This is a genomic window from Streptomyces solicamelliae (assembly GCF_045348655.1).
In the GTDB taxonomy this organism is placed as follows: Bacteria; Actinomycetota; Actinomycetes; order Streptomycetales; family Streptomycetaceae; genus Streptomyces; species Streptomyces solicamelliae.
Genome location: NZ_CP160404.1, coordinates 5,686,560 through 5,711,569 on the forward strand (window position 1 = coordinate 5,686,560; position 25,010 = coordinate 5,711,569).

The 25,010-nt window shown below is 74.0% G+C and carries 22 protein-coding genes; 9 read left to right on the forward strand and 13 right to left on the reverse strand.

Annotated features, from left to right (window positions below; all coding sequences use genetic code 11):
• Positions 1-2: 2 nt before the first annotated feature.
• From cysD to ABZO31_RS26280, 9 genes are all read right to left on the reverse strand, one after another.
• Complete coding sequence (gene cysD, locus ABZO31_RS26240; RefSeq protein WP_406863749.1) at positions 3-938, reverse strand: sulfate adenylyltransferase subunit CysD; 936 nt, start codon at positions 936-938, stop codon at positions 3-5.
• A 91-nt stretch (positions 939-1,029) separates the two neighbouring features.
• On the reverse strand, positions 1,030-1,596 hold the full coding sequence (cysC, locus tag ABZO31_RS26245) for an adenylyl-sulfate kinase (protein ID WP_406863750.1): 567 nt from the start codon (positions 1,594-1,596) through the stop codon (positions 1,030-1,032).
• A complete protein-coding gene (locus tag ABZO31_RS26250; protein ID WP_406863751.1) occupies positions 1,593-2,300 on the reverse strand; it encodes a phosphoadenylyl-sulfate reductase in 708 nt (235 codons plus the stop codon). The genes cysC and ABZO31_RS26250 overlap by 4 nt, the downstream gene beginning before the upstream one ends.
• Positions 2,297-2,479: a hypothetical protein gene (locus ABZO31_RS26255; protein WP_406863752.1), complete on the reverse strand. Its 183-nt coding sequence runs from the start codon at positions 2,477-2,479 to the stop codon at positions 2,297-2,299. Before ABZO31_RS26255 ends, ABZO31_RS26250 begins: the two co-directional genes overlap by 4 nt.
• Positions 2,476-4,173 carry a nitrite/sulfite reductase gene (locus ABZO31_RS26260; protein WP_406863753.1) on the reverse strand — a complete coding sequence of 566 codons (1,698 nt, stop codon included), beginning with the start codon at positions 4,171-4,173 and terminating at the stop codon, positions 2,476-2,478. Before ABZO31_RS26260 ends, ABZO31_RS26255 begins: the two co-directional genes overlap by 4 nt.
• 126 nt (positions 4,174-4,299) lie before the next feature.
• The gene (locus ABZO31_RS26265; protein ID WP_329125294.1) at positions 4,300-4,383 is read right to left on the reverse strand and encodes a putative leader peptide; all 84 of its coding nucleotides are present in this window, start codon (positions 4,381-4,383) and stop codon (positions 4,300-4,302) included.
• A 167-nt stretch (positions 4,384-4,550) separates the two neighbouring features.
• Positions 4,551-5,123 (reverse strand): GNAT family N-acetyltransferase, encoded by a 573-nt coding sequence (locus tag ABZO31_RS26270; RefSeq protein WP_406863754.1) that lies wholly within the window; start codon positions 5,121-5,123, stop codon positions 4,551-4,553.
• 160 nt (positions 5,124-5,283) lie between these two features.
• Positions 5,284-6,585, reverse strand: a complete 1,302-nt coding sequence (locus tag ABZO31_RS26275) for a GAF domain-containing protein (protein WP_406863755.1) — start codon at positions 6,583-6,585, stop codon at positions 5,284-5,286.
• Positions 6,586-6,807: 222 nt separating this feature from the next.
• On the reverse strand, positions 6,808-8,454 hold the full coding sequence (locus ABZO31_RS26280) for an acyl-CoA dehydrogenase family protein (RefSeq protein WP_406863756.1): 1,647 nt from the start codon (positions 8,452-8,454) through the stop codon (positions 6,808-6,810).
• Positions 8,455-8,471: 17 nt separating this feature from the next.
• Between ABZO31_RS26280 and ABZO31_RS26285 the strand changes: the two genes are divergently transcribed.
• A complete protein-coding gene (locus ABZO31_RS26285) occupies positions 8,472-9,584 on the forward strand; it encodes a YihY/virulence factor BrkB family protein (RefSeq protein ID WP_406863757.1) in 1,113 nt (370 codons plus the stop codon).
• Positions 9,585-9,605: 21 nt separating this feature from the next.
• A complete protein-coding gene (locus tag ABZO31_RS26290; protein ID WP_406863758.1) occupies positions 9,606-10,325 on the forward strand; it encodes a helix-turn-helix domain-containing protein in 720 nt (239 codons plus the stop codon).
• On the opposite strand, the gene ABZO31_RS26295 is transcribed toward ABZO31_RS26290, so the two are convergent.
• Complete coding sequence (locus ABZO31_RS26295; protein ID WP_406863759.1) at positions 10,265-10,660, reverse strand: VOC family protein; 396 nt, start codon at positions 10,658-10,660, stop codon at positions 10,265-10,267. The two genes, ABZO31_RS26290 and ABZO31_RS26295, sit on opposite strands and share 61 nt — an antisense overlap.
• Positions 10,661-10,870: 210 nt before the next feature.
• Between ABZO31_RS26295 and ABZO31_RS26300 the strand changes: the two genes are divergently transcribed.
• Both ABZO31_RS26300 and ABZO31_RS26305 read left to right on the forward strand, forming a co-directional pair.
• On the forward strand, positions 10,871-11,344 hold the full coding sequence (locus ABZO31_RS26300) for a cation:proton antiporter regulatory subunit (RefSeq protein ID WP_406863760.1): 474 nt from the start codon (positions 10,871-10,873) through the stop codon (positions 11,342-11,344).
• A 1-nt stretch (position 11,345) separates the two neighbouring features.
• On the forward strand, positions 11,346-12,596 hold the full coding sequence (locus ABZO31_RS26305) for a cation:proton antiporter (protein WP_406863761.1): 1,251 nt from the start codon (positions 11,346-11,348) through the stop codon (positions 12,594-12,596).
• On the opposite strand, the gene ABZO31_RS26310 is transcribed toward ABZO31_RS26305, so the two are convergent.
• Complete coding sequence (locus ABZO31_RS26310; RefSeq protein ID WP_406863762.1) at positions 12,565-14,865, reverse strand: N-acetylmuramoyl-L-alanine amidase; 2,301 nt, start codon at positions 14,863-14,865, stop codon at positions 12,565-12,567. The two genes, ABZO31_RS26305 and ABZO31_RS26310, sit on opposite strands and share 32 nt — an antisense overlap.
• A gap of 299 nt (positions 14,866-15,164) precedes the next feature.
• On the opposite strand from ABZO31_RS26310, the gene ABZO31_RS26315 reads away from it, so the two are divergent.
• From ABZO31_RS26315 to ABZO31_RS26335, 5 genes are all read left to right on the forward strand, one after another.
• Entirely contained in the window at positions 15,165-15,983 is an 819-nt protein-coding gene (locus ABZO31_RS26315; RefSeq protein ID WP_406863763.1) for a hypothetical protein, read from the forward strand.
• A gap of 17 nt (positions 15,984-16,000) precedes the next feature.
• On the forward strand, positions 16,001-18,172 hold the full coding sequence (locus tag ABZO31_RS26320; protein ID WP_406863764.1) for a protein kinase domain-containing protein: 2,172 nt from the start codon (positions 16,001-16,003) through the stop codon (positions 18,170-18,172).
• Positions 18,172-20,331 (forward strand): protein kinase domain-containing protein, encoded by a 2,160-nt coding sequence (locus tag ABZO31_RS26325; RefSeq protein ID WP_406863765.1) that lies wholly within the window; start codon positions 18,172-18,174, stop codon positions 20,329-20,331. The genes ABZO31_RS26320 and ABZO31_RS26325 overlap by 1 nt, the downstream gene beginning before the upstream one ends.
• 330 nt (positions 20,332-20,661) lie before the next feature.
• Positions 20,662-21,783: a ribosome small subunit-dependent GTPase A gene (gene rsgA, locus ABZO31_RS26330; RefSeq protein ID WP_406863766.1), complete on the forward strand. Its 1,122-nt coding sequence runs from the start codon at positions 20,662-20,664 to the stop codon at positions 21,781-21,783.
• Between the two features lie 123 nt (positions 21,784-21,906).
• Positions 21,907-23,271: an AlkA N-terminal domain-containing protein gene (locus ABZO31_RS26335; RefSeq protein ID WP_406865576.1), complete on the forward strand. Its 1,365-nt coding sequence runs from the start codon at positions 21,907-21,909 to the stop codon at positions 23,269-23,271.
• Positions 23,272-23,275: 4 nt separating this feature from the next.
• On the opposite strand, the gene ABZO31_RS26340 is transcribed toward ABZO31_RS26335, so the two are convergent.
• Both ABZO31_RS26340 and ABZO31_RS26345 read right to left on the reverse strand, forming a co-directional pair.
• Positions 23,276-23,758, reverse strand: a complete 483-nt coding sequence (locus ABZO31_RS26340) for a DUF456 domain-containing protein (protein ID WP_406865475.1) — start codon at positions 23,756-23,758, stop codon at positions 23,276-23,278.
• A 145-nt stretch (positions 23,759-23,903) separates the two neighbouring features.
• Positions 23,904-24,887: a helix-turn-helix domain-containing protein gene (locus ABZO31_RS26345; protein WP_406863767.1), complete on the reverse strand. Its 984-nt coding sequence runs from the start codon at positions 24,885-24,887 to the stop codon at positions 23,904-23,906.
• Positions 24,888-25,010: the final 123 nt, after the last annotated feature.

The window sequence follows — 25,010 nt, forward strand, 5'->3', positions numbered from 1 at the left end:
GGCTAGAAGTACCCTTCGCGCTTGCGGTCTTCCATCGCGGCCTCGGACATCTTGTCGTCGGCGCGGGTCGCGCCCCGCTCGGTGAGGCGGGAGGCGGCGATCTCGGCGATGACGGCGTCCAGCGTGGTGGCGTCGGAGTCGACGGCGCCGGTGCAGGACATGTCGCCGACGGTGCGGTAGCGGATGAGCCGCGTCTCCACCGTCTCGGTGTCCTTGGGGCCGCCCCAGTCGCCGGCCGTCAGCCACATGCCGTTGCGGGCGAAGACCTCGCGCTCGTGGGCGAAGTAGATCTCCGGCAGTTCGATGCCCTCGCGGGCGATGTACTGCCAGACGTCCAGCTCGGTCCAGTTGGACAGCGGGAACACGCGGACGTGCTCGCCGGGGGCGTGCCGGCCGTTGTACAGCTGCCACAGCTCGGGGCGCTGGCGGCGCGGGTCCCACTGGGAGAACTCGTCGCGGAGGCTGAAGACCCGCTCCTTGGCGCGGGCCTTCTCCTCGTCGCGGCGGCCGCCGCCGAAGACGGCGTCGAAGCGGTGCTGCTGGATCGCCTCGGTGAGCGGGACGGTCTGCAGCGGGTTGCGGGTGCCGTCGGGGCGCTCGCGCAGCTTGCCGGCGTCGATGTACTCCTGCACGGAGGCGACGTGCAGCCGCAGCCCGTGCTCGGCGACGACGCGGTCGCGGTACTCGAGGACCTCGGGGAAGTTGTGCCCGGTGTCGACGTGCAGCAGCGTGAAGGGGATCGCCGCGGGGGCGAAGGCCTTCAGCGCCAGGTGCAGCATGACGATGGAGTCCTTGCCGCCGGAGAACAGGATCACCGGCCGCTCGAACTCGCCCGCCACCTCGCGGAAGATGTGGACGGCCTCGGACTCCAGCGAGTCGAGGTGCGACAGCGCGAACGGGCTGTCCGTCGCCTCGTGGACATGAGCGACGGTCGTCATGCTGCAACCCCTTCGTTCGCTTCTCCGCCCGCGCGGCGCACCGCTGCGGCTTTCGTGCTTGTCTGCGGGCCGGTGGCCGCGCGTGCGTCGCTCACAGCAGACCCCTCTCGGTGAGCAGCGCATGGACGGTCGCTGCCGACTCCTGCACGGTCTGGTTCTGTGACTCGATCCGCAGATCGGGGTTCTTCGGCTCGTCGTACGGGTCGTCGACACCGGTCAGTCCGCTGAGCTCGCCCGCGGCCTGCTTGGCGTACAGCCCCTTCACGTCGCGGACCGAGCACACCTCGACCGGAGTGGCGATGTGCACCTCGACGTACGCGGTGCCCTCGGAGGCGTGCCGCTTGCGGACCGCCTCGCGGCTGTCCTCGTACGGGGCGATGACCGGGACGAGGACCTTCACGCCGTGGGAGGCGAGCAGTTCGGCGACGAAGCCGATCCGCTGCACGTTGGTGTGCCGGTCCTCGCGGCTGAAGCCGAGGCCCGCGGAGAGGAACTCGCGGATCTCGTCGCCGTCGAGCACCTCGACCCGGTGGCCCTCGCCGCGCAGCCGTCCGGCCAGTTCGTAGGCGATGGTCGTCTTGCCGGCGCTCGGCAGACCGGTGAGCCAGATGGTGGCACCCGTCACGTGCTTCTCCTGAACTTCCTGAGTGTCCGTCATCCGTGCAGCCCGCACTCCGTCTTGGCCCGGCCCGCCCAGCGTCCGGCGCGGGCGTCCTCGCCCTCCAGGACCCGGCGGGTGCAGGGGGCGCAGCCGACGGAGGCGTAACCGTCCATCAGCAGCGGGTTGGTGAGCACGCCGTGCTCGGCGACGTACGCGTCCACGTCGTCCTGCGTCCAGCGGGCGATCGGGGAGACCTTGACCTTCCGCCGCTTCTCGTCCCAGCCGACGACCGGGGTGTTCGCCCGGGTCGGGGACTCGTCACGGCGCAGACCGGTCGCCCACGCGGCGTACTCGGTCAGGCCCTCCTCCAGCGGCTTGACCTTGCGCAGCGCGCAGCACAGGTCGGGGTCGCGCTCGTGCAGCTTCGGGCCGTACTCGGCGTCCTGCTCCGCCACCGTCTGACGCGGGGTCAGGGTGATGACGTTGACGTCCATCACCGCGTCCACCGCGTCCCGGGTGCCGATGGTCTCCGGGAAGTGGTAGCCGGTGTCGAGGAAGACCACGTCCACGCCGGGCATGGCGCGGGCGGCGAGGTGGGCGACCACCGCGTCCTCCATGGACGAGGTGACGCAGAAGCGCGGGCCGAAGGTCTCGGCCGCCCACTGCAGGATCTCCAGCGCGGAGGCGTCCTCCAGCTCACGGCCGGCCTGCTCCGCGAGTGCCTTCAGGTCGGCCGCGGTCGCGTCCTGGGTGATCGTCATATCTCTTCCCCTCCGATGGAGTTGCTCGAAGCGCCCGGGGCGAGGAGCCCCAGGAACTTCAGCTGGAAGGCTCGACTGCACGCCCGGCATTCCCACGCGCCGTGACCGCCCTGCTCGTGCGGGCGCAGATCCTCGTCGCCGCAGTACGGGCAGTGGAACGGCGCGGCCCGCCCGCTCACGACAGGGCCTCTTCCGACGCGCGCGCCGTCCAGGTGGCGAAACGCTCGCCGTCCTCGCGCTCGGCGAGGTAGCGGCGGAGCACCCGCTCGACGTAGTCGGGCAGCCCGGCGGCGGTGACCTTCAGGCCGCGGACCTTGCGGCCGAAGCCGGCCTCCAGGCCGAGGGCGCCGCCCAGGTGGACCTGGTAGCCCTCGACGCGGTTGCCGTCGTCGTCCAGGACCAGCTGGCCCTTGAGACCGATGTCCGCGACCTGGATACGGGCGCAGGCGTTCGGGCAGCCGTTGATGTTGATGGTGAGCGGCTCGTCGAACTCGGGGATACGGCGCTCGAGTTCGTCGATGAGCGAGGAGCCGCGGCCCTTGGTCTCGACGATCGCCAGCTTGCAGAACTCGATGCCGGTGCAGGCCATCGTGCCGCGGCGGAACGGCGTCGGGGTGACCCGCAGGTCCAGCGCCTCCAGGGCGGAGACCAGCGACTCGACCTGCGCCTCCTCGACGTCGAGGACGAGCATCTTCTGCTCGGCGGTGGTGCGCACCCGGCCGGAGCCGTGTGCCTCCGCGGTCTCGGCGATCTTCGTCAGGGTGGCGCCGTCGACCCGGCCGACCCGCGGCGCGAAGCCGACGTAGTAGCGGCCGTCCTGCTGCTTGTGGACGCCGACGTGGTCGCGCCACCGACCGGCGGGCTCCTCCGGCGCGGGGCCGTCGGTGAGCTTCCGCTTCAGGTACTCGTCCTCCAGGACCTGACGGAACTTCTCCGGGCCCCAGTCGGCGACCAGGAACTTCAGCCGGGCGCGGTTGCGCAGCCGGCGGTAGCCGTAGTCGCGGAAGATCGAGATGACGCCCTCGTACACGTCCGGGACCTCGTCGAGCGAGACCCAGGTGCCGAGGCGCACGCCCAGCTTGGGGTTGGTCGACAGACCGCCGCCGACCCAGACGTCGAAACCGGGGCCGTGCTCCGGGTGGTTCACGCCGACGAAGGCGATGTCGTTGATCTCGTGCGCCACGTCGAGCAGCGGCGAGCCGGAGATCGCGGACTTGAACTTGCGGGGCAGGTTGGAGAAGTCCTTGTTGCCGATGATCCGGCGCTGGATCTCGTCGATGGCCGGGGTGCCGTCGATGATCTCGTCCTCGGCGATGCCGGCGACCGGGGAGCCGAGGATGACGCGCGGGGTGTCGCCGCAGGCCTCGGTGGTGGACAGGCCGACGGCCTCCAGGCGGTTCCAGATCTCGGGGACGTCCTCGATCCGGATCCAGTGGTACTGGACGTTCTGCCGGTCCGTGATGTCGGCGGTGCCGCGGGCGAACTCCTCCGAGATCTCGCCGATCACCCGGAGCTGCTCGGTGGTCAGCCGGCCCCCGTCGATGCGGACGCGGAGCATGAAGTACTCGGCGTCCAGCTCCTCAGGCTCCAGGACGCCGGTCTTGGTGCCGTCCAGACCTTCCTTGCGCTGGGTGTAGAGGCCCCACCAGCGCATGCGGCCGCGCAGGTCGTTCGGGTCGATCGAGTCGAAACCGCGCTTGGAGTAGATCGTCTCAATACGTGTCCGTACATTGAGACCGTCGTCGTCCTTCTTGAACTGCTCATTGCCGTTCAGCGGGGTGAAGTGCCCCGCGGCCCACTGGCCCTCACCACGGTGACGGCTCACCTTGCGGCGGGGCGTGGCGGGGGTGGGGTTTTCCGGGGTGGCGGCCATGGCGTTTCGTCCTTCGGGACTGCAGGAGGGCGGCTCTGACCTGCACCTTCAGGCAGGCGTCAGAGGATGGCGCGACGGTGCGCAGCAGAATCGGGCAGAAAGGGAATCGCGGTGTTGCTGGTTCTCTCAGCGCACCGGACACATGGCGCTGGACATGCGGCCTAGGTCGACGTGCCGCCGACTCACCAAGGCAATTCCAGTTCCAGACATGACCGCAGAGTGTCACGGGACTTTGGACCCAGTCCAGCTTCATCCATCATGTGGACATCACCGTCCCGCATCGCGAGACGGTGTGCTCTGGGTCACGTCGGGCCCTCCTGCGGGCCCAGGGACGCCGCCCGGACCCGGGCGGGCGAGAGGTGCGCGTGCGGTGTGCGTCAGGCGTGCGCGCCGGGCCAGGGGCCGGGGGTCGCGGACTCCTCGACCTCCTCGACCTTGGTGTCGAACAGCCGGAACCCACGACGCTTGTAGTTGTCCATGGCGTGCGGCCCGTCCAGCGAGCAGGTGTGCAGCCACACCCGCCGGGTCGGCTCCCGGTCCGGCCAGCGCTCGGCCAGGTCCCAGGCGCGCCGTACGCCCTCGGAGAGCAGATGGCCGCCGATCCGGCGGCCCCGGAAGGCCGGGATGAGGCCGAAGTAGACGATCTCCACCACACCGTCGTCCTGCGGGTCCAGCTCCACGTACCCGGCCGGCGTCCCCTTCTCGTACGCCACCCAGAGCTCGGCGCCCGGCTTCTCGACGATCTGCTGCCACTCCTTGTACGTCAGCGGCAGCCGGTCGTTCCACCGGATGTCGCCGCCGACCGCGGTGTAGAGGAAGCGGCTGAACTCCGGCGAGGGCAGTTCCGCCCGCACGACGGTTATGTCGTCGCCCTCGGGCGGGGCGGCGGGGTGCAGGTCGGACGGGGCGGTCTGTTCGAGGGACCAGGTGGTGAGAGTGATGGTGCTCATGGGCCCATCGCATCATGCGGAGGGCGAGATTCCCAGGCCGGGTGGGTACGGGGCCGACCCCGCCCGGCCCCGGGCCGGGCGGCTCCGGGGCTCGGCAGCCGGCCGCACAGCCCGGCCATCCGCTCTGTGAGCCACCCGTCCGTATGGCGGACACCCTCGGCTAGGGGGCGCCCTCCGACGGGAGGTCCGTGCGGGCCGCCAGGACCGCGGGAGCCGTCGAGTGGGGGAGGAGACCGTCGGGGTCGTCCGGCGCGATCAGTTCCACCGCGACCTCCTCGCGGAAGCGGTACGGACGGTGCGCCAGCACGCCCGCGAGGTTGCGGCGGACCCGGGACATCTCCGCCCGCACCGTCACCGTCCGCGTCCGGTCGCCGAACACGTCCTCCGCCAGCTCCGCGGCCGTCCGCCCCTGCGGGCTGCGGGCCAGCACCCACAGCAGCTCCGCGTGGCGCGGGCTCAGCTCCTGCGTCCAGCTGCCCGCCGCCCCGGACACCGCGACCGTCCAGCGGCGCGGCCGGCTCAGGTCGAGCACCACCCGGCTGCCGGCCGTCTCGGCCGGCGTCCCGTCCTCCACCCGCAGCAGCCAGCCGCCCGGCAGCGGCTCCACCGCGCACATCCCGAGCGCCGGCAGCCACACCCGTCCGGCCCGGAACGACTTCGGCAGCGTCACCCGGTCCACCGGCGCCATCCCGGTCACCGCCGCCGTCCAGCCGTGCGCGTCCACCGCGATCGCCCGGCCACCCACCCGGCACAGGATCGGCGCGGCCACCGCCCGCAGCCGCTCGACCGACCGCAGATGCCGCTCCCGCAGCTCCGCCTCGGCCAGCTGCGCCACCGAACCCACCAGCGCCAGCGTCGCCGGGTGGAAGCTCGACGCCGGACCGCTCACGTCCACGATCCCGAGCAGCCGCTGGTCGCGCGGATCGTGCACCGGCGCGGCCGCGCAGGTCCAGTTGTGCAGGGTCTGCAGATAGTGCTCGGCCGAGTGGACCTGAACGGCCTTCCGTACCGCCAGCGCCGTGCCCACCGCGTTCGTGCCGGTGCTCGCCTCGGCCCAGGCCGCGCCCTCCTCCAGGCAGATCCCGTGCGCCTTGCGCAGCACCGACAGGTTGCCCTGGCGCCACAGCACCCGGCCGTGCTCGTCGGTGACCACCATGATCTGCAGCGAGGCGTCGGCGATCCCGGCGAGACCGGCGCTGAGCGTCCGCATCACCTCGCCGATCGTCGTCGTCCGCCGGCGTTCCTCCAGCTCGTCCAGACGCAGCAGCTCGGACGCGCTGCTCTGGTCCGGGTCCAGGCCCAGCCGCGTCATCCGCCGCCACGACGCGCCGATCACCGGACGCGGTGCGATCGGCGGCCGCCGGCCGGCCAGTGTCTCCTCCCGTACCCGGTGGAGCAGCCGGGAAGCCTGGGCGGCGTCCATGGCGGCCAGCCGGCGCAGGTCGAGCGCGGTGTCGTTCATCGGTATCCCCCGGGCACCGGTGGTGCTGTATCGGTTCTGCACTGCGCGGCCTTGCAGGGCCATCGTGCCGCCCCGGCCTCCCCGGCGCGGGGCGGTTCGGACAATCCTGCAACTGTCTGCAACTCTGGCGGATCCCCCGAAGGTGCGTGAATCTGATGCACCAGCGGAGGGTGGTGCCGTGTCGGCGCAGCACCACCCTCGGCTTTCACGTTCCCGGAGGGCTCAGACGGCCACCCGCGCCCGCTCCACCACCTTCGCCAGATCGAGCGAGTGCGGAAGCGTCCCGAACGCCGTCCCCCAGTCCCTGCCGAGCCGCGAACCGCAGAACGCGTCCGCGACCTCCGGCGGCGCGAACCGGACCAGCAGCGAGCCCTGGAGCACCAGCGCCATCCGCTCCACCACCCGCCGCGCCCGCGCCTCGATCCCGTCCAGATCGGCCAGCTCGGTCAGCAGGTCCTTGATCGCCCGGTCGAGCCGATGGTCCGCCCCGCGCGCCCGCCCGACCTCCTGCAGCAACGCGTTCAGCGCCTCCGGCTCGCTCTGCAGCGCCCGCAGCACGTCCAGCGCCTGGACGTTGCCCGAGCCCTCCCAGATCGAGTTCAGCGGCGCCTCGCGCAGCAGCCGCGGCATCCCCGACTCCTCGACGTACCCGTTGCCGCCCAGGCACTCCAGCGCCTCCGCCACCATCGGCGTACAGCGCTTGGTCACCCAGTACTTGGCGGCCGGCACCGCGAGCCGCAGGAACGCCCGCTCGGCGTCGGAGCCAGTGCTCTGGACGGAGTCCGCTGCCGCCGCCAGCCGCATGCCCAGCGTCGTCGCCGCCTCCGACTCCAGCGCCAGGTCCGCGAGCACGTTGCGCATCAGCGGCTTGTCGATCAGCGGCCCGCCGAACGCGCTGCGGTACGCGGCGTGGTGCACGGCCTGCGTCAGCGCCTGCCGCATCTGCGCCGCCGAGCCGAGGACACAGTCGAGGCGGGTGGCCGCCACCATCTCGATGATGGTGCGCACCCCGCGGCCCTCCTCGCCGACCCGGCGCGCCCAGGTGCCGTCGAACTCCACCTCGCTCGACGCGTTCGACCTGTTGCCCAGCTTGTCCTTGAGCCGCTGGATCGCGAACACGTTCCGGCTGCCGTCCGGGAGCACCCGCGGCACCAGGAAGCACGTCAGCCCGCCGGGCGCCTGCGCCAGGACCAGGAACCCGTCCGACATCGGCGCCGAGCAGAACCATTTGTGACCGGTCAGCAGATACTCGCCCTCGGCGTCCAGCCGCCGCGCCCGCGTGGTGTTCGCCCGGACGTCGCTGCCGCCCTGCTTCTCCGTCATGCCCATCCCGAAGAGCACGCCGGCCTTCTCCGCGGCCGGCCGCAGGCCCTGCTCGTACACCTGCGAGGTCAGCCGCGGCTCCCACTCGGCGGCCAGCTCCGGGTCGACCCGCAGCGCGGGCACCGCGGCGTGCGTCATCGACAGCGGGCAGCCGTGCCCGGCCTCCACCTGGGTCCACACCAGGAACCCGGCGGCGCGCCGCAGATGACCGCCCGGCCGGCCCCAGGCGTTCGTCAGGCCCGCGCCCACGGCGTGGCCGAGCAGCCGGTGCCAGGCAGGATGGAACTCGACCTCGTCGATCCGGTGCCCGTACCGGTCGTGGGTGCGCAGCTTCGGCGGGTACTCGTTGGCGAGGGCGCCCCATTCCTGGGCCGGCGCGGAACCGGCGGCGAGGCCGAGCGTGGAGAGCTCCTCCCGCGCCTCGGGCAGCAGCCCGGGGTCCAGATGGCGCTCCAGGGCCTCGACGAGTACCCGGTCGGACGTGAAGACGTCGTGTCCGACCAGGGGCGGAGCCTGGTTGGTCACGGTGTGGGTGGTGGCTGCCATGCCGATACGGTAAGGAGGTGCAGGCAGCAAACGAAACACCCGAGCGGCCCCCGGGACGACTTCACCGGGCCAGAGTCCTCTACCGCAACGTCTCGAAGCGGAAGCTGGTCTGGCTGCTCCTGAAGGACACCGTCAACTCGTGCATCGAGTACCGCATCCTCGGGCTCGCGGCCGAGGCGGCGTTCTTCACCCTGCTGTCGCTGCCGCCGCTGATGCTGGGTCTGCTGGGTCTGCTCGGCTACGTCGACGACTGGACCGACACCACGACCGTCGCGTCCATCCAGGAGAACATCCTGAGAGCCTCGGGCACGGTGCTGTCCGACCGGGGCGTCAACGACATCGCCAAACCGCTGCTCGAGGACGTCACCCGGGGCGGCCGGCCCGACCTGATCTCCATCGGCTTCGCGATCGCCCTGTGGTCCGGCTCGCGGGCCGTGAACGTCTTCATCGACACCATCACGGTCATGTACGGGCTCGACGGCCACCGCGGGATCGTCGCGACCCGGCTGCTGGCCTTCCTGCTCTACATCGTCGCGCTGCTGATCGGCGCGGTGGTGCTGCCGCTCGCGGTGGTCGGCCCCGACCGGGTGGTGGAGCTGATCCCGTGGGGCACGGAAGTGGTGTCGGTGCTGTACTGGCCGGCCGTCATCCTGCTCTCGGTCGCCTTCCTGACCACGCTGTACCACGTGTCCGTACCGGTTCGCTCGCCGTGGATCGAGGACATCCCCGGCGCGCTGGTCGCCCTCGGGATGTGGGTGCTCGGTAGCTTCCTGCTGCGGATCTACCTGACCAGCCAGGTCGAGGGCCCGACGATCTACGGCTCGCTCGCCGCGCCGATCGCGGTGCTGCTGTGGATCGGCATCTCGGCGTTCGCGGTGCTGGTCGGCGCGGCGGTGAACGCGGCGATCGACCGGGTCTGGCCCTCGGTCGCCACCGCCGCCGCCCGCGAGGCCACCGAGCGCGCCCGCGCCGCGCAGGCGGCCGAGCTGCTGGCCCGCGCCCGCGCGGAGGCGGACGACGTCGACGAGGACGACCCGGACATGCCCTCGGAGTTCCCCGAGCGCTGGTCGCGGTTCCTCCCGCCGGACGACGTCAAGGCCCGTCTGCACAGCGGCTGGGAACGCGACTGAGGACGCCCCTAGGCTGGGGGCGTGTACGCGGAACGGGCGTCCCGTCTCGACGGGGCCGTGGTCTGGACGGTCGGCCGGCGGCCGGCCGGTGACGCGCGCCCGGTGCTGCCCGACGGCTGCATGGACCTGCTGTGGACCGAGGGCCGACTGCTCGTCGCCGGGCCCGACACCCGCCCCCATCCGCCCGCCGACGGCGGGGCCTGGGCCGGGGTGCGGTTCGCGCCCGGCGACGCGCCGGGGCTGCTCGGCGTCCCCGCGCACGAGCTGCGGGACCTGCGGGTCGAGCTCGCGGACCTGTGGGGAGCCGCGGAGGCGCGACGGCTCGGTGAGCGGATCGCGGTGGCCCCCGACCCCGCGGCCGCCCTGGAGGAGCTGGCCCTGACCCGGGCGCCCGCCCCGGATCCTGTCCTGCGCGCCGTGGTGGCCGCGCTGCGGGCGGGGCGGCCCGTGGCCGAGACGGCCGACGCGGTGGGGCTGGGCGCCCGCCAGTTGCACCGGCGCTCGCTGACGGCCTTCGGGTACGGGCCCAAGACCCTCGCCCGGATCCTCCGGATGCGCCGCGCCCTGGCGCTGGTCGCCGCCGGGGTCCCGTTCGCCGACGCCGCCGGCGCGGCGGGCTGCGCCGACCAGGCCCACCTCGCGCGCGAGGTCCGGGAGCTGGCCGGCACCACGCTGAGCGCCTACGTGGCGTCCGCGAAGAGGCTGACCCCGCAGCCGTCCGGGTCGAGCACCACCGCGTAGCGCTGCCCCCACTCCGCGTCCCACGGCTTCAGATGACCGCGGTGCCCGGCGGCGACCAGCTCCTCGTACACGGCGTCCACCTGCGCGGGGGAGTCGCAGCGGAAGGCGAGCCCCATGCGGTCGCCGCCGCCGGGCCGGGTCCACTGCGGGTCGAAGGACCGCACGACCTCCTCCGTGTCCCAGGCGATCCGCAGACCCCCGGGCAGCACGGCCTCCACGTGCGGGGCGTTCTCGGCGCCGGCCGGGAGGTCGAGTCCCAGCCGCCGGTAGAAGGCGAGCGACGCGGCCATGTCGGCCACGACCAGTCCTACGAGATCAAGTCGAGGTGCGTTCATGCCCCCACGCTAGGTACCCGACCCGGCCCCGGTCTTGAACGATTCGGACGCGGAGGCCGTAGCGCCGGCCCGGCCCGGCCGGCCTCCGAAACCGCTCCCGGCAGGCCCCGGTGGTACCGTGAGAGCGTCGTTTTTGCGGTGGAAAGTCCGAATCGTTGACCGGTCGCGACGCTGCCGCACCCGGCCGCTGTTCCCAGAGAGGCGACCGTCATGGGCACGCGTCGCATCCCGCTTCCCGGCGTCGGCACCCAGTACGACGTGACCACCGAGTCCGGCGAGCACCTCTCCGTCGTCGTGCACCACGACGGGCGGCGGTTCGTCGGGGTGTACCGGCACGACGACCCCGACTCCTGCGAGTCCGTCGCGCTCGAACCCGAAGAGGCCACCCAGCTCGCCCACTTGATCGACCCGGCCCGTCTCGAAGGCATCGAGACCGACGGGCTCGACCTCGTCACCGAGCACATCCCGGTCGGCTCCCGCTCCCCGTACGCCGGCCGGGTCCTCGGCGACACCCGCGCCCGCACCCGCACCGGCGCGTCCGTCGTCGCCGTACTGCGCCGCACCAGCGTCCACCCGTCACCCGGCCCCGAGTTCCGGCTCGCCCTCGGGGACACGCTCGTCGCCGTCGGCACCCGCGACGGCGTCGACGCGCTCGCCGTGATCATCGGCGGAGGCGGAGGATGACGTGCACGACACCACCGCCCTGCTGCTCGAACTCGGCACGCTGCTCCTCACCCTCGGGCTGATCGGACGGCTCGCCGCCCGCATCGGACTCTCGCCCATCCCGCTCTACCTGCTCGCCGGCCTCGCCTTCGGCAAGGGCGGCCTGCTGCCGCTCGACGCCAGCGAGGAGTTCGTCGCCGTCGGCGCGGAGATCGGCGTGATCCTGCTCCTGATGACCCTCGGCCTGGAGTACTCCGCCTCCGAACTCGTCGGCAGCCTGCGCACCCAATACCCCTCCGGCCTCGTCGACTTCGTGCTCAACGCCGCCCCCGGCGCGGTCGCCGGCCTGCTGCTCGGCTGGGGCCCCGTCGGCGCCGTCGCGCTCGCCGGCGTCACCTGGATCTCGTCCTCCGGCGTCGTCGCCAAGGTCCTCGCCGACCTCGGCCGGCTCGGCAACCGCGAGACCCCCGCCGTCCTCGGCGTCCTCGTCCTCGAGGACCTCTCCATGGCCGTCTACCTGCCGCTGCTCACCGCCCTCGTGGCCGGCATCGGACTGGCCGGCGGCAGCATCGCCCTCGTCGTCGCCCTCGGCACCGTCGGCATCGTGCTGTACGTCGCGATCCGCCACGGCCACCACCTCAGCCGCGCCGTCTCCTCCGACAACCCCGAGATGCTGCTGCTCGTCGTGCTCGGCCTCACCGTCCTGGTCGCCGGCATCGCCCAGCGGCTCCAGGTCTCCGCCGCGGTCGGCGCGTTCCTCGTCGGCATCGCGCTCTCCGGCGAGGTCGCCGAGGGCGCGCACCGGCTGCTCACCCCGCTGCGCGACCTGTTCGCCGCGGTCTTCTTCGTCTTCTTCGGACTGTCCACCGACCCCGGCGCCATCCCGCCGGTCCTCGGCGTCGCGACGCTGCTCGCCGTCGTCACCGTCCTCACCAAGGTCGCCACCGGCTGGTACGCGGCCCGGCGGGCCGGCGTCGGCGCGCGCGGCCGGCTGAGAGCCGGCGGGGCGCTGGTGGCCCGCGGCGAGTTCTCCGTGGTGATCGCCGGCCTCGCCGCCGCCACCGATCCGCGGATCAGCCCCCTCGCCACCGCCTACGTCCTGCTCATGGTGCTCGTCGGCCCGCTCGCCGCGCGCTGGACCGAGCCCTTCGTCACCCGCCTCAGAGCCGCCCTCGGACGCGGAACGGCGCCGGCTCCGCACCCGCGAGGGGTGGGAGCCGGCGCCGCCCGTCCGACGCTGCTCAGCGCAGGTAGACGAGACCGTCGGTGGTGACCGTCGGCCGGCCGGCCGTGCCGACCACCACGATCTTCACCGTGTGCTTGCCCGCCGAGGACCAGTTGCGGGTCCAGACCGCGTCCCGGTACTTCGTGGTCGTCGACCGCAGGTCGACCGTCGCGAGCTTCACCCCGTCCACGTACACGTACGCCTGGCCGGAGTTGGACGCCCGGGACACCACCCACGCGACCGAGCGGCCGGTGAACGTCCAGCTCAGCGAGGCGTTCTTGGTGCCGCTGGACAGGGACTTGCCGCCCAGGTAGCTGGTCGACGACTTCGCCGCCCAGGTGCCGGAGCGGACCGCGGAGGTCTCCTGCAGGATCATCGGTGTCGAACCGACCGACGCGGTGGTCCGGTTGCCCGCCCGGTCGTACGCGTTGAGCGTCCACGTCGTGGTGACGGCCGGCTTCGCCGTGTGCGCGGCGGTGGTGACCGTCGGGCCGTACGTGGCGGCCACCGGCGTGGTCAGCCGGACGTCGCGCAGCGAGACGGCGTCCGTCGCCTTCCACACCAGGCTGACCGGCGCGGCGGTGGCGTTCACCGTGCCGGCCCGCAGGTAGACCCGCGGGGTGGTGGAGAAGACCGGTGCGGTGGTGTCGCCGACCGCGGTCAGCGCGGGCGTCGTCACGGTCTTGCGCGAGGTGTGCACCGCGCGCACCGCGACCGCGTGGCTGCCGGCCGGGACGGTGACCGAGGCGGACGTCGCCGAACCGGTGGCGGTGGCGGCCACGTTGCCGTCGACCAGCACCTCGTGCCGGATGACGAAGGCGGACGGGGTGGTCGACGTCCAGGCGACGGTCAGCGGACCGCGCGTGTAGTACGAACCGCCGGACTGCGTCGCCCCGGTGACCGAGGTGACCTTCAGGCCCGCCACCGGGCCGGCGGCCCAGGAGCGGATCGTGGCCAGCTGGCCGTACCCGGCCGTGCCCGGGCACTGGGTGTTGAAGCCGTCCCGGTGACCGAAGACCGTCGAGAACGGCAGCTGGGCGCCCTTCGCCCACGACTTGCCGAAGTAGTTGGTGCCGACGTCACCGGCGGTCAGCGTGGTCGTCCCGGCCGGGTCCACGCCGTACTGGCCGAGCTTCCACGCGGCGATCCGCGCGGCCGAGATCAGCTGCGACTTCGACGGCACGGTGGTCGAGTAGTCGCCGATCAGCGAGACGCTGGTGGTCTCGCTGTTGAAGCCGTACGTGTGCGCGCCCACCACCGGCAGGTCCACGCCGCCCTTGCGGCCCTCGAAGATCGTGCCGCACTTGTCGACGAGGAAGTGGTAGCCGATGTCCTTCCAGCCGTTGCCGCCCTGGCTGGCCGGCTTGATGTGATAGGCGTAGATGCCGCGCACGATGGCGGCCGAATCGGCGCAGGAGTAGTCGTTCGTGGCGGCCGTGTGGTGCACGGCGACCGCCTTGATCTTCCCGCCCGGCAGGTACGTCGGCGCCTCGGGGCTCAGCGACTCGTCCGCGCCCCAGCCGGCCCGCGAGGTGATCGCCGGCCGGGCGGCCGTCGACGGCGGAGGCGTCGGGCCGGTCGCGGTGGGCGCCGGGGCCGGGGTGGTGGAGGCCGAGGGGGACGGCGCGGCCGACTCCGACGTGCCGGTGCTCGGCTCCGGCGGCGCGGGCTCGGTGGACTGCGCCGGCGGCGGCTCCTCCGTCGTGGGCGTCGCGGTGGGCGTCGACGGCTCGGGTGCGGGGCTCTCGGTGCCCGGCTCGGGAGCGGTCGGGGTCGGGGTCGCGCTCTCCTCGGCCGAGAATCCGGCCGGCGCCATCGCCTGCGGCTTCGCGCCGCCGCCCTTACCCGGGTCGACCAGCGTCAGCCGCAGGTCGGACGGCAGCACGGCGGTCGCCCTGCCGCTCGCGACCACCCGGACCTCGACGCCGTCGGACGCGCCGAACCAGGCGGGCTCGGTGCCGCCGCGCTCGGCCGTCGGGTCGGAGGTGCCGTGGTCGTCCAGCTCGATCCAGCGCGACCACTCGCCGGACTCCGTGCCGCGGGCCCGCGCCTCGACCTTGCCCGGCATCCGGGCGGCCGGGTCGGCCCAGGTGACGCCGAGCATGCTGAACGGCTCGGTGTCCTCCTGCGACAGCGAGGCGCTGCGCCCGCCGTCGGCGGTCTTCAGCGCCACGCTGCTGGTCTTCGTGTCGACAGGGCCCTGCGCCTTGCCGTCGTACTCCCCGTCCGCGTTCCCGGTGATCCCCCCGAACACCAGGACCCCGGAGATCCCCGCGACCACGGCGATCGCCGTGCCCCACACGCGCCGCCGCTTCATGCGGCCCCACCCCTTGTGTCCGTGCCCCGCGCGTCGGCGCGCGGGCGTCGCGCGCAACCTATCGGGTAACGGAAAGGTTTCTTCCGGCGGGGGCGGGGTAGGGGCCTCCCTTTTGCCGAAGCCGCTGGTCAGCGGTGCCGGAGCGCTTCAGCGGGAATTCATCGGAATTGCAGCGCGCCGCGAGACGCTTCGGCACGTCGCGCCCGGGCCCGGCACGTACCCGTGCCGAGCCCCGGCCCCCCCAAGGACGGCTCACGCCGTCCCCGACGCCGACAGCCGAACGGAGAGCGGGACACCCCGTGAGCGAGACCCCGATGCACCCGCAGCAGCCGCCCGTCCCGACGGGCCCCACCCAGCCGCTGCCTCCGGCCGGCACCCCGGCGCCGACCTCGGCGTGGACGCAGCCGCTCCCGCCGGTCCCGGGGCAGAACGGCGCGACGGGCACGGGACGTCCGGGGGGCGTCCCGATGCCCTGGCTGATCGGGGGCGCCGTGGCGTTCGTGGCCGCCGTCGTCATCGGGGTGGTCGTCGCCACGTCGGGCGACGACGGCACGACCGCCGCGCCGGGGAACCCCGCGGGCATCCCGGGAGGCCCGGGAGCCGCCCGGCCGGAGCCCGGCGGCAAGGCGTACACGAAGGTGCCCGAGGGCTGCGACCTGCTCAAGCCGGCCACCGTCGCCCGGCTCGTGCCCGGCGGGGAGTGCACGCCGTCGCCCGTCGACAACGCCACCCTGTCCACGATGATCACGAAGATGCCGCACTGGACCACCCGCATGGGCTCCGGCGGCCCCGCGCTGAACCTGCGGGTGGACCTGGTCGTCAGCCCGCACGCCAAGGGCCTGTACGACATGAAGAAGAAGTCCGCCCTGACCGCGCTGAAGGACATGCGCACCAACACCGGCCGGGCGCTCGACGGATTCGGCCAGGAGGCCACGGTCGTCCACCACGTCGACAAGGCGCCCTTCGACAGCGCCCAGGCGGAGGTGCTCGTCCACGAGGGCAACGCCGCGCTCAGCGTGCAGTTCGACTACAACCCCAAGGAGACCGGCACGACGCAGCAGCAGGCCGAGGAGTCCGTGATCGCGGCCGCCCGCGAAGTCCTCGGCGCGCTCTCCTGACCCGCCCCGGGCCACCGGTGACCTCCCCGACGCACGCGTACACGTTCCCGTACGCCGCCCCGCGGCCGCCCGCGTTCACCCCGCACCGCATCGGCCCCTACGAGGTGTTCCAGCTCCTCGGCGAGGGCGGCATGGGCGAGGTGTACCTCGCGCGGTCGCCCGGCGCGCGGCTCGTCGCGCTGAAGGTCGTCCGTGCCGCGTACGCCGAGACCCCCGACTTCCGCGGCCGCTTCCGCCGCGAGGCCGACGCGGCCCGCCGGGTCAGCGGCTTCTTCACCCCGCCCGTGCTCGACGCGGACGCCGACGCCGAACGGCCCTGGCTGGCCACCGCGTACGTCCCCGCGCCCTCCCTGCACGAGGCCGTCCACCGCCACGGCACCCTGTCCGAGCCGGCGTTGCGCGCCCTGGGCAGCGGACTCGGCGAGGCGCTGCTCGCCATCCACGCCGTCGGCGTCGTGCACCGCGACCTCAAGCCCGCCAACGTGCTCGTCACCGACGACGGGCCCCGCGTCATCGACTTCGGCATCAGCCGGGCCGTCGACGCCACCCAGGTCACCCGCACCGGCGCGGTCATCGGCACGCCCGGCTTCATGGCCCCGGAGCAGATCGTGGCGAGCCGCGAGGCCGGGCCGCCCGCCGACGTGTTCGCCCTCGGCTGCGTGCTCGCCCACGCGGCCACCGGTACCGGCCCGTTCGGCTCCGGCACCGGCGCCGAGGTCCTGTACCGCGCCGTGCACGCCCCGCCCTCCCTGGACGAGGTGCCCGGGGGACTGCGCCCGCTCGTCGCCGCCTGCCTCGACAAGGACCCGGCCCGCCGGCCCTCCGTCTCCGAGGTACTGGCCGCCCTCGGGCCCGCCGACCCGGCCGCGCTGCTCACGCCCGGCCTGCGCCAGGACCTCGCGGCCCGGGAGGCGTACGCCGCCGCCCTGGCCGCCGCCCCGCCGGTGCCCGTCACCCGGCCCGGCGGCCCGGCCGGCATGGGGGTGCCGCCGGGCCGCCGCAGCGTCCTGGGGCTCGCCGCCGCCGGGACCGTCCTCGCCGGGACCGCCGCAGGCGGCGTCTTCTGGTGGTCCCGCCGCGACCAGGCGGCCGCCGGCCCCGCGCCGGGCACCACGGTCCGGGCGAGCAGCCCCGCCGTGGCCCCCGCCCCGAAGCCGCTGTGGACGCGGCCGCTCGCCCGCCGGCTCGACGACGGCCGCGTGGCCCTGCTCGGCAGCACCCTCGTGTACTGGAACGGGCAGACCGCGGTCGGCCACGACGCCGCCACCGGAGCGCCCCGCTGGACGGCAGCTCCCCGGCTGCCGTCCGACGTCGACAGCCCGCCGAAGTGGCTCGGCGTGCACGGCTCGCTGCTGTTCGGCAGCGCCCGCGGCGACGACCGGGAGTACCTGATCGGCCTCGACGCCCGCGGGACGCTGCGCTTCGCCCACACCGCCACCCGCCGCAGCGCCGCCTCGTACGCGGAGAGCGTCAACGGCGTGTTCGACGTCGCCGGCTCCGTCGCCGTCCTCAACACCCTCGGCGACGCCTGGGGCGTCCGGGCCGTGGACCTCGCCACGGGCAGACTGCTCTGGTCCCGCACCGCCGGCGGCAGCGACTACCGCGCCGTCGCCGACGGCGGCAGCTGCTACCTCCAGGACGACGGCGACCTGCTCGGGCTGAACCTGCGGACCGGCGCCGTCCGCTGGACGGCGAAGGGCGTCAGCCGGCCCGGCGACTACCCGAAGCTCGCCGTCGGCGGCGGCGCGGTCCTCCTCACGACCGTCAAGGTGCAGGCGTACGGCGCCGCCGACGGCCGCGCCCGCTGGACCGCCGTCAACGAGACCACCCACCTCAACGGCACCGCCGTCGTGGGCGGAACGGGCTACGTCGCCGACGGCCAGGACACCGTCTTCGCCCTCGACCTCGGCGACGGCCGCCAGAAATGGCACGTCCCCAGCCCGTCGAACCTCGCCCCCGGCGGCGGCACCCTCCCGGGTCCGGCGGCCACCGCCTCGCTGGTGGCGATCCCGACGTTCGGCACCCAGGGCGTCATGGTGTTCCGGGCCTCCGACGGCCGCCCGCTGTGGGCGCGCCGGGCGGCCGGCGCCGAGACGGCGAGCACGAACCAGTGGTCCGTCACGGCCGCCGGAACCACCGTGTACGCCGCGTCCTCCACCACTCTGTACGCGTTCCGGAGCGAAACCTGATGACCACGCCCGCCGCACCCACCCCCGCGGCTCCCGCCGGTGCCACCCCCACCGCTCCCGGCACGTACATCGGCCCGTACCGAGTGCTCCGCGAGCTCGGCGCGGGCGGCATGGGCCGGGTGTACCTGGCCGCCTCGCGCAGCGGCCGGGCCGTCGCCGTGAAGGTCGTCCGGCCCGAACTGAGCGCCGACCCCGGCTTCCGGCGGCGGTTCCGGGCCGAGGTGGACGCGGCCCGCGCGGTGGGCGGCGCGTTCACCGCACCGGTCGTCGACGCCGACCCGGAGGGGTCGCAGCCCTGGCTGGCCACCGCGTACATCCCCGGCCCCTCGCTCACCGCCGCCGTCGGCCGGCACGGGCCGATGCCCGAACCGACGCTGCGGGTGCTCGGCGCGGGCCTCGCCGAGGCGCTGGCCGCCGTCCATCGCGCGGGGCTGATCCACCGGGACCTGAAACCCTCCAACATCCTCCTCGCCGCGGACGGCCCCCGCGTCATCGACTTCGGCATCAGCCGGGCCGTCGACGGCACCGTGCTCACCGCCGACGGCCAGATCGTCGGTTCGCCCGGCTTCATGTCGCCCGAGCAGACCACCGGGGCCGAACTCACCCCCGCCGGCGACGTGTTCTCCCTCGGTGCGGTCCTCGCCTACGCCGCCACCGGCGAACCGCCCTTCGGCACCGGCCAGTTGCACGCCCTGCTCTACCGCACCGCCCACGAGCCGCCGCGCCTAGACGGCGTGCCGCCCGCGCTGTACGGACTCGTCGCCGCCTGCCTCGACAAGGACCCGGCCCGCCGGCCCAGCGTCCCCGAACTCCAGGTCTGGCTGCGCCCGCGGACGACCGAGGGCTGGCTGGGCGCCGTCCGGCAGCAGGTCGACGACTCGGAGGCCGAGCTCCGCGACCGGCTGCGCGGCCCGCTGCTCAGCCGCCGCCGGCTGCTCGGCGGCGGCGCGGTGCTCACGGCCGCCGCGGCCGCCGGCGGGCTCACCTGGTGGCTGCGGCAGCCGGAGACACCCGACGCCGACCTCCCCGGACTCCTGTGGACCGCGACCCTGCCGCAACCCGGCATGGGCCTGATCGCCCACACCCCGAACACCCTGCTGGTCGCGGGAAAGACGTCCGGCGGGGCCCTCGACCGCGGCACCGGCAAGCTGCTCTGGAAGGACCTCGGCGGCCAGAACACCGATGCTCGCGCCGACGACAGGCGTGTCTACACCCTGCGTACCGACGGCAGGATCCACGCCCTCGACGCGCGCTCCGGCGCCGAGCTGTGGGCCGCGGCCCCGGCCGGACGGAACGCCCCGCGCCTGGAGTTCGCGAACGGCTCCCTGCTCGTCGCCGCCACCGGCGGCGACCGCCTGCACGGTGTGGACGCGGCGAGCGGCGCGGTGAAGTGGCAGGCGGACGTGGACGGGGTGCTGTCCGTGGACGGGGCCACGAAGGACGGCGGACTCGTCGTCTGGGGCAGTGCGTCGCAGACGACCGGGACCGCCGACCTCAACGGGTACAGCGTGCTCGATCCGGACACCGGGGTCCGCCGCTGGTCCAAGGACCTCGTCGTGCTGTACGCGCCGCCGAGCGGAGAGGTGCTCTTCGGGCTCGACGGCACCATGAGGCTCGTGGCCCTCGATCCGTCCGACGGCACCGAACGCCGGGGCCGGCCCACCTCGCTGCCCCCGACGAACAGCCGCCTGTTGATGTGGAACAGGGCGCTGACCCTCGACGGCGACACCCTGTTCGCCTACCCCGGCACCGGCGCGAACGGCTCCACCGGCGGCCTGCTCGCCGCCTTCGACCCCGAGACCGGCGCGACCCGCTGGACCGTGAGCACCTCCGCCCGCGGCAGCCGCGGCTGGGCCCGCTCCGGCGACACCGTCTGCATCCTGGACGCGGGCGCCCTGCGCGCCGTCGACGTCCGTACGGGGGCGTCCCGCTGGACGGCCGGAAGCGGCCTCGTTGGACTCCAACTCATCGGTGGAGTACGGGACTTGTACCTGGCGACGGACGCGAAGGGCCTGTACGCCTTCCACGTCGCCACCGGCGACCGGCTCTGGCACCACCCCGTCACCGGAGGCTCCGCGGACGCGTACTGGTCGAGCGCCCTCACCGGCGACCGCCTCTTCGCCGCCCGCTCCGGGACGCTGCTGGCGTTCGAGGTGTGACCCGCGGGAGCCGTGCGGGCCGTGGGAGACGTGCGAGCCGTGTGGCGGTGCGGGCCGTGTGGGCGGTGCGGGCGGTGCGGGCGGTGCGGGAAAAAGAGTTGGCGGGCCGGCGGAAGGCAGGGGTAACGTACCCGTCGTTCCCGCAGCGGCCGTCGGCCGCCGCGGCCGGTGAAGCGAACCAGGAGGTGTGACCGATGGCTGTCGTCGCGCAGGGCACTGCCCGCATCCAGAAGACCGTCCACACCACCTCCGTGGCCGCCGGCTGAACTCACCCAGACTTTCCCGCGCCCGTGTGCGCGTCGCCGGGGCCGCCCTTGTGAAGGGTTTCCCTTGTCTCTCCACGCGTCATCCGCTTCTTCCGCTTCATCTGCTTCCGCCTCTCCGCTCGCCCCGTACGACTGGGACGAGGACTGGCAGGCCGCCTTCGCCCCGTACGCCGCCGAAGGGCTCGTCCCCGGCCGTGTCGTCCGCGTCGACCGCGGCCAGTGCGACGTCGTCACCGCGGACGGACTCGTCCGCGCCGACACCGCCTTCGTCACCCCGCACGACCCGCTGCGGGTGATCTGCACCGGCGACTGGGCCGCTGTCGAGACCGCCGGCAACCCCCGCTACGTCCGCGCCTACCTGCCGCGCCGGACCGAGTTCGCCCGCTCCACCTCCTCCCAGCGGTCCGAGGGGCAGATCCTCGCCGCCAACGTCGACCACGCGATCATCACCGTCTCGCTCGCCGTCGAGCTCGACCTCGGCCGGATCGAGCGCTTCCTCGCCCTGGCCTGGGAGTCCGGGGCGACGCCGATGGTCGTGCTCAGCAAGGCCGACCTGGTCCCCGACCCGGTCACCCTGTCGCACCTCGTCGAGGACGTGCAGCGGGTCGCCCCCGGCGTCGAGGTGCTGCCGCTCAGCGCGCGGACCGGGGAGGGCGTCGACACGCTGCGGGGACACGTCTCCGGCGGCACCAGCGTGCTCCTCGGCGTCTCCGGCGCCGGGAAGTCGACCCTCGCCAACACCCTGACCGGCGAGGACACCATGGAGGTGCAGGCCGCCCGGGACGTCGACGGCAAGGGCCGGCACACCACCACCACCCGCAACCTGCTCCTGCTGCCCGCCGGCGGCACCCTGATCGACACGCCGGGGCTGCGCGGCGTGGGCCTGTGGGACGCGGAGAGCGGCGTGGGCCAGGTCTTCGCGGAGATCGAGGAACTGGCCGAGGACTGCCGCTTCCACGACTGCGCCCACGAGCAGGAGCCCGGCTGCGCCGTCACCGCGGCGATCGAGGACGGCACGCTGGCCGTGCGCCGCCTGGAGAGTTACCGCAAGCTGCTCCGAGAGAACGAGCGCATCGTCGCCAAGACCGACGCCCGGGTCCGCTCGGAGATGCTCAAGACCTGGAAGCGCCGGGGCGCGGAGGGCCGCGCCGCGATGGCCCTGAAGCGGGGTGGCCGCATCCGGTGAGCCGCGGGGACGCAGGGCGGTGACACGCCCGTCGGCGGCTCGCTGTCCCGTCCGGCACGGGGCGGCGAGCGCGGTGTCCGAAAACCGCGAGTCGCCCCGTGCCCCGTCCCCCACACTGGGGATGTGAGGGACGACGACGTGACGGACGACGACAGCAGGTACGAGGCGGTCAGCAGCCGGGACGCCCGGTTCGACGGGGCGTTCTTCTTCGCGGTCCGGACCACCGGGATCTACTGCCGCCCCAGCTGCCCCGCCGTCACCCCCAAGCGCGCCAACGTGTGCTTCTTCCCGACCGCCGCCGCCGCGCAGGGCCACGGCTTCCGGGCCTGCCGGCGCTGCCGGCCGGACGCCGTGCCCGGCTCCGCCGAGTGGAACGCCCGGGCCGACGTCGTCGGCCGCGCCGTGCGGCTCATCGGCGACGGCGTCGTGGACCGCGAGGGCGTGCCCGGCCTCGCCGGCCGGCTCGGTTACAGCGCCCGCCAGGTGCAGCGCCAGCTCACCGCCGAGCTCGGCGCAGGGCCGATCGCCCTGGCCCGCGCCCAGCGCGCCCACACCGCGCGGCTGCTGCTCCAGACGACCGCGCTGCCGGTCACCGACATCGCCTTCGCCGCGGGTTTCGCCAGCGTCCGGCAGTTCAACGACACCATCCGCCGGATCTACGCCCGCACCCCCAGCGCCCTGCGCGCCGAGTCGGGTACGGGCGCCGGCACCCGCACCGGTACCGCGGCCGGCGTCCCGCTGCGGCTCGCCCACCGCGGCCCGTACGCGGCCCGCGAGGTCTTCGACCTGCTCGCCCTAGAGGCCCTGCCGGGCGTCGAGGAGGTCACCGGCCCGTCCGGCGCCCGCACCTACCGGCGCACCCTGCGCCTCCCGTACGGCCACGGCGTCGCCGCCGTCGACGAGGCGTCCCCCGGGGCCTGGCTGGAGGCCCGGATCCACCTCGCCGACCTGCGCGACCTCACCACCGCCGTCCAGCGGCTGCGGCGGCTGTTCGACCTGGACGCCGACCCGTACGCGGTGGCCGAACGGCTCGCCGCCGATCCCCTGCTCGCCCCGCGCGTCGCCGCCCGGCCCGGTGTCCGGTCGCCCGGCGCGGCCGCGCCCGACGAGTACGCGCTGCGGGTGCTGCTCGGCCCCGACGAGGCCGCCCGCTTGGTCGGGGCGTACGGCACGGCCCTCGACACCCCGTGCGGCGGCCTCACGCACCTGTTCCCGGAGCCCGGCGCGCTCGCCGGGCACCCCGTCGCCGGTCCGCTGGCCGCCGCGCTCGCCGCCGGGGCCGTACGGCTCGACCCGGGCGCGGACCGGGACGGGGCCGAGCGGGCGCTGCTCGCCGTCGACGGCGTCACCCCGGCCGCGGCCGCCGCGATCCGCCGGCGCGCCCTCGGCGACCCGGACGTCGGCCCGGCGGGGGAGCCGGCGCCGGAGGCGTGGCGGCCCTGGCGCTCGTACGCCGCCAGGTATCTGGAGGCCGCGTACGCGGGGTGACGCGTCAGCCCCAGATCACCGCCCCCAGCCATGCCCCGACGATCAGCAGACACGCGAACAGCTCCACCAGCACGCTCGTGCCCACCGCCCGCATCAGCCGGCGCGTCGACGCGCGGGCCTGACCGTGGCCGCCGAGCCGCTGCCGTTCCGTGAGGTACACACCGCCGACGAAACCCGGGATCGCGCCGATCACCGGAACGAGGAAGAAGCCGAGCAGCGCCCCCAGGCCGGCGGAGGCCACCATCCGCCGGGTGATCCCGAGGCCGCGGATCTTGCGGGGCGGCAGCTGCCACACCACCACCTGGGTGACGAGCAGCAGCGCGGTCGAGGAGACCAGCAGGATCCAGGCCAGCTTCGTCTGCTCGTTCAGCGACCACCACAGCATGCCCGCCCACACCAGCCACGGTCCCGGCAGACCGGGAACCAGCACGCCGAACAGGCCGAGCAGCATGACCATCGCGATCAGCAGGAGCTGCCAGACACCCATCTGCCCCATCTGCCAAGGGTGACCGAGTTCCCCTGTCCATGCAGGCCGGCACCCCCCGAACGGGCTGCGAGGAGGGACCGACTCGGCCCGCGCCGCCGGGCCCGCCGACGAACGCCGCAGCCACCCGGCCGGCGCCACGCCCCCGTCAGTGGCGCGAGACCCACCCCTTCTCGTAGGCGTGCCAGCCCAGCTGCAGCCTGGTCGTGACGCCCGTCAGTTCCATCAGGCCCTTCACCCGGCGCTGTACCGTCCGCAGGCCCAGGTCCAACTGCTTCGCCACGCTCGCGTCCGTCATGCCGGCGAGGAGCAGGGACAGCACCTCCAGGTCCGTGGCGTCCGGGCCCGGGGTCTCCGCCTGGGTGACCTGCGCGCCCGCCCCGAGGCGCAGCGGCAGCGCCTCCCGCCACACCGACTCGAAGAGGCCCATCAGCGACTCGAGCAGCCCGCTGGCGTGTACCACCAGGGCCGCCGGCTCCACGCCCCGGCCGGTCAGCGGCACCATCGCCAGGGTCCCGTCCGCCACCACCAGCTTGGTCGGCACCTTGTCGACCACCCGGATCTGCTCCTCGCGGCCCAGCGCCGCCGTCAGCTCGCCGAGCCCCGAGGGCGCCATCAGCACCTCGCGCTCCAGGACCACCCGGTACGACACGCCCCGGCTGGCCGCCCGCTCCTCCGCGTCGTTCTCGATCGCGGTCACCGCGATCGGCTTGCCGGTGACCAGCGCGCAGACCTCCTCCGTCGCCCCCAGCTGAAGCTGCAGGAAACGGTGCGCCACCGCGCTCCGCCCGGTCACCACCTCCACCAGGTCGTGCACCGCCGGCTCGGCCGCCTCCGCGCGGTACTCCTCCGCCAGCAGCGCCGCCGCCAGCTCCGCCTGCTCCAGCTCGTGCCGCTGCTGCGTCAGCAGCGCACCCAGCGCCACCCCGGGTGGCGCGGCCACCCACCGGCCGGTCCGCGCCGTCGACTGCGCCGCGAGCCCCTGCGCCTCCAGCCGCCGCAGCGCGCGTTCCGTGTCGTACTCGGGAAGCGCCAGGTGGTGGGCGAGATCGGCGACCTCGGCCGCCCCCAGGGCGACCAGCGCGCGGTACGCGGACTCCTGGCGTTCGTCGAGACCTATCGCTCCCAGCACCGCTGCCCCACCCCTCACCGGACCCACACGTTCCAACCTGCGCCTGGCGGGAATCGGCCACGGCGCATTCCCGCCTCGGCTCATCATCGCTGCACCACCCGCTCCTCTGCCAATGTGGCGCCA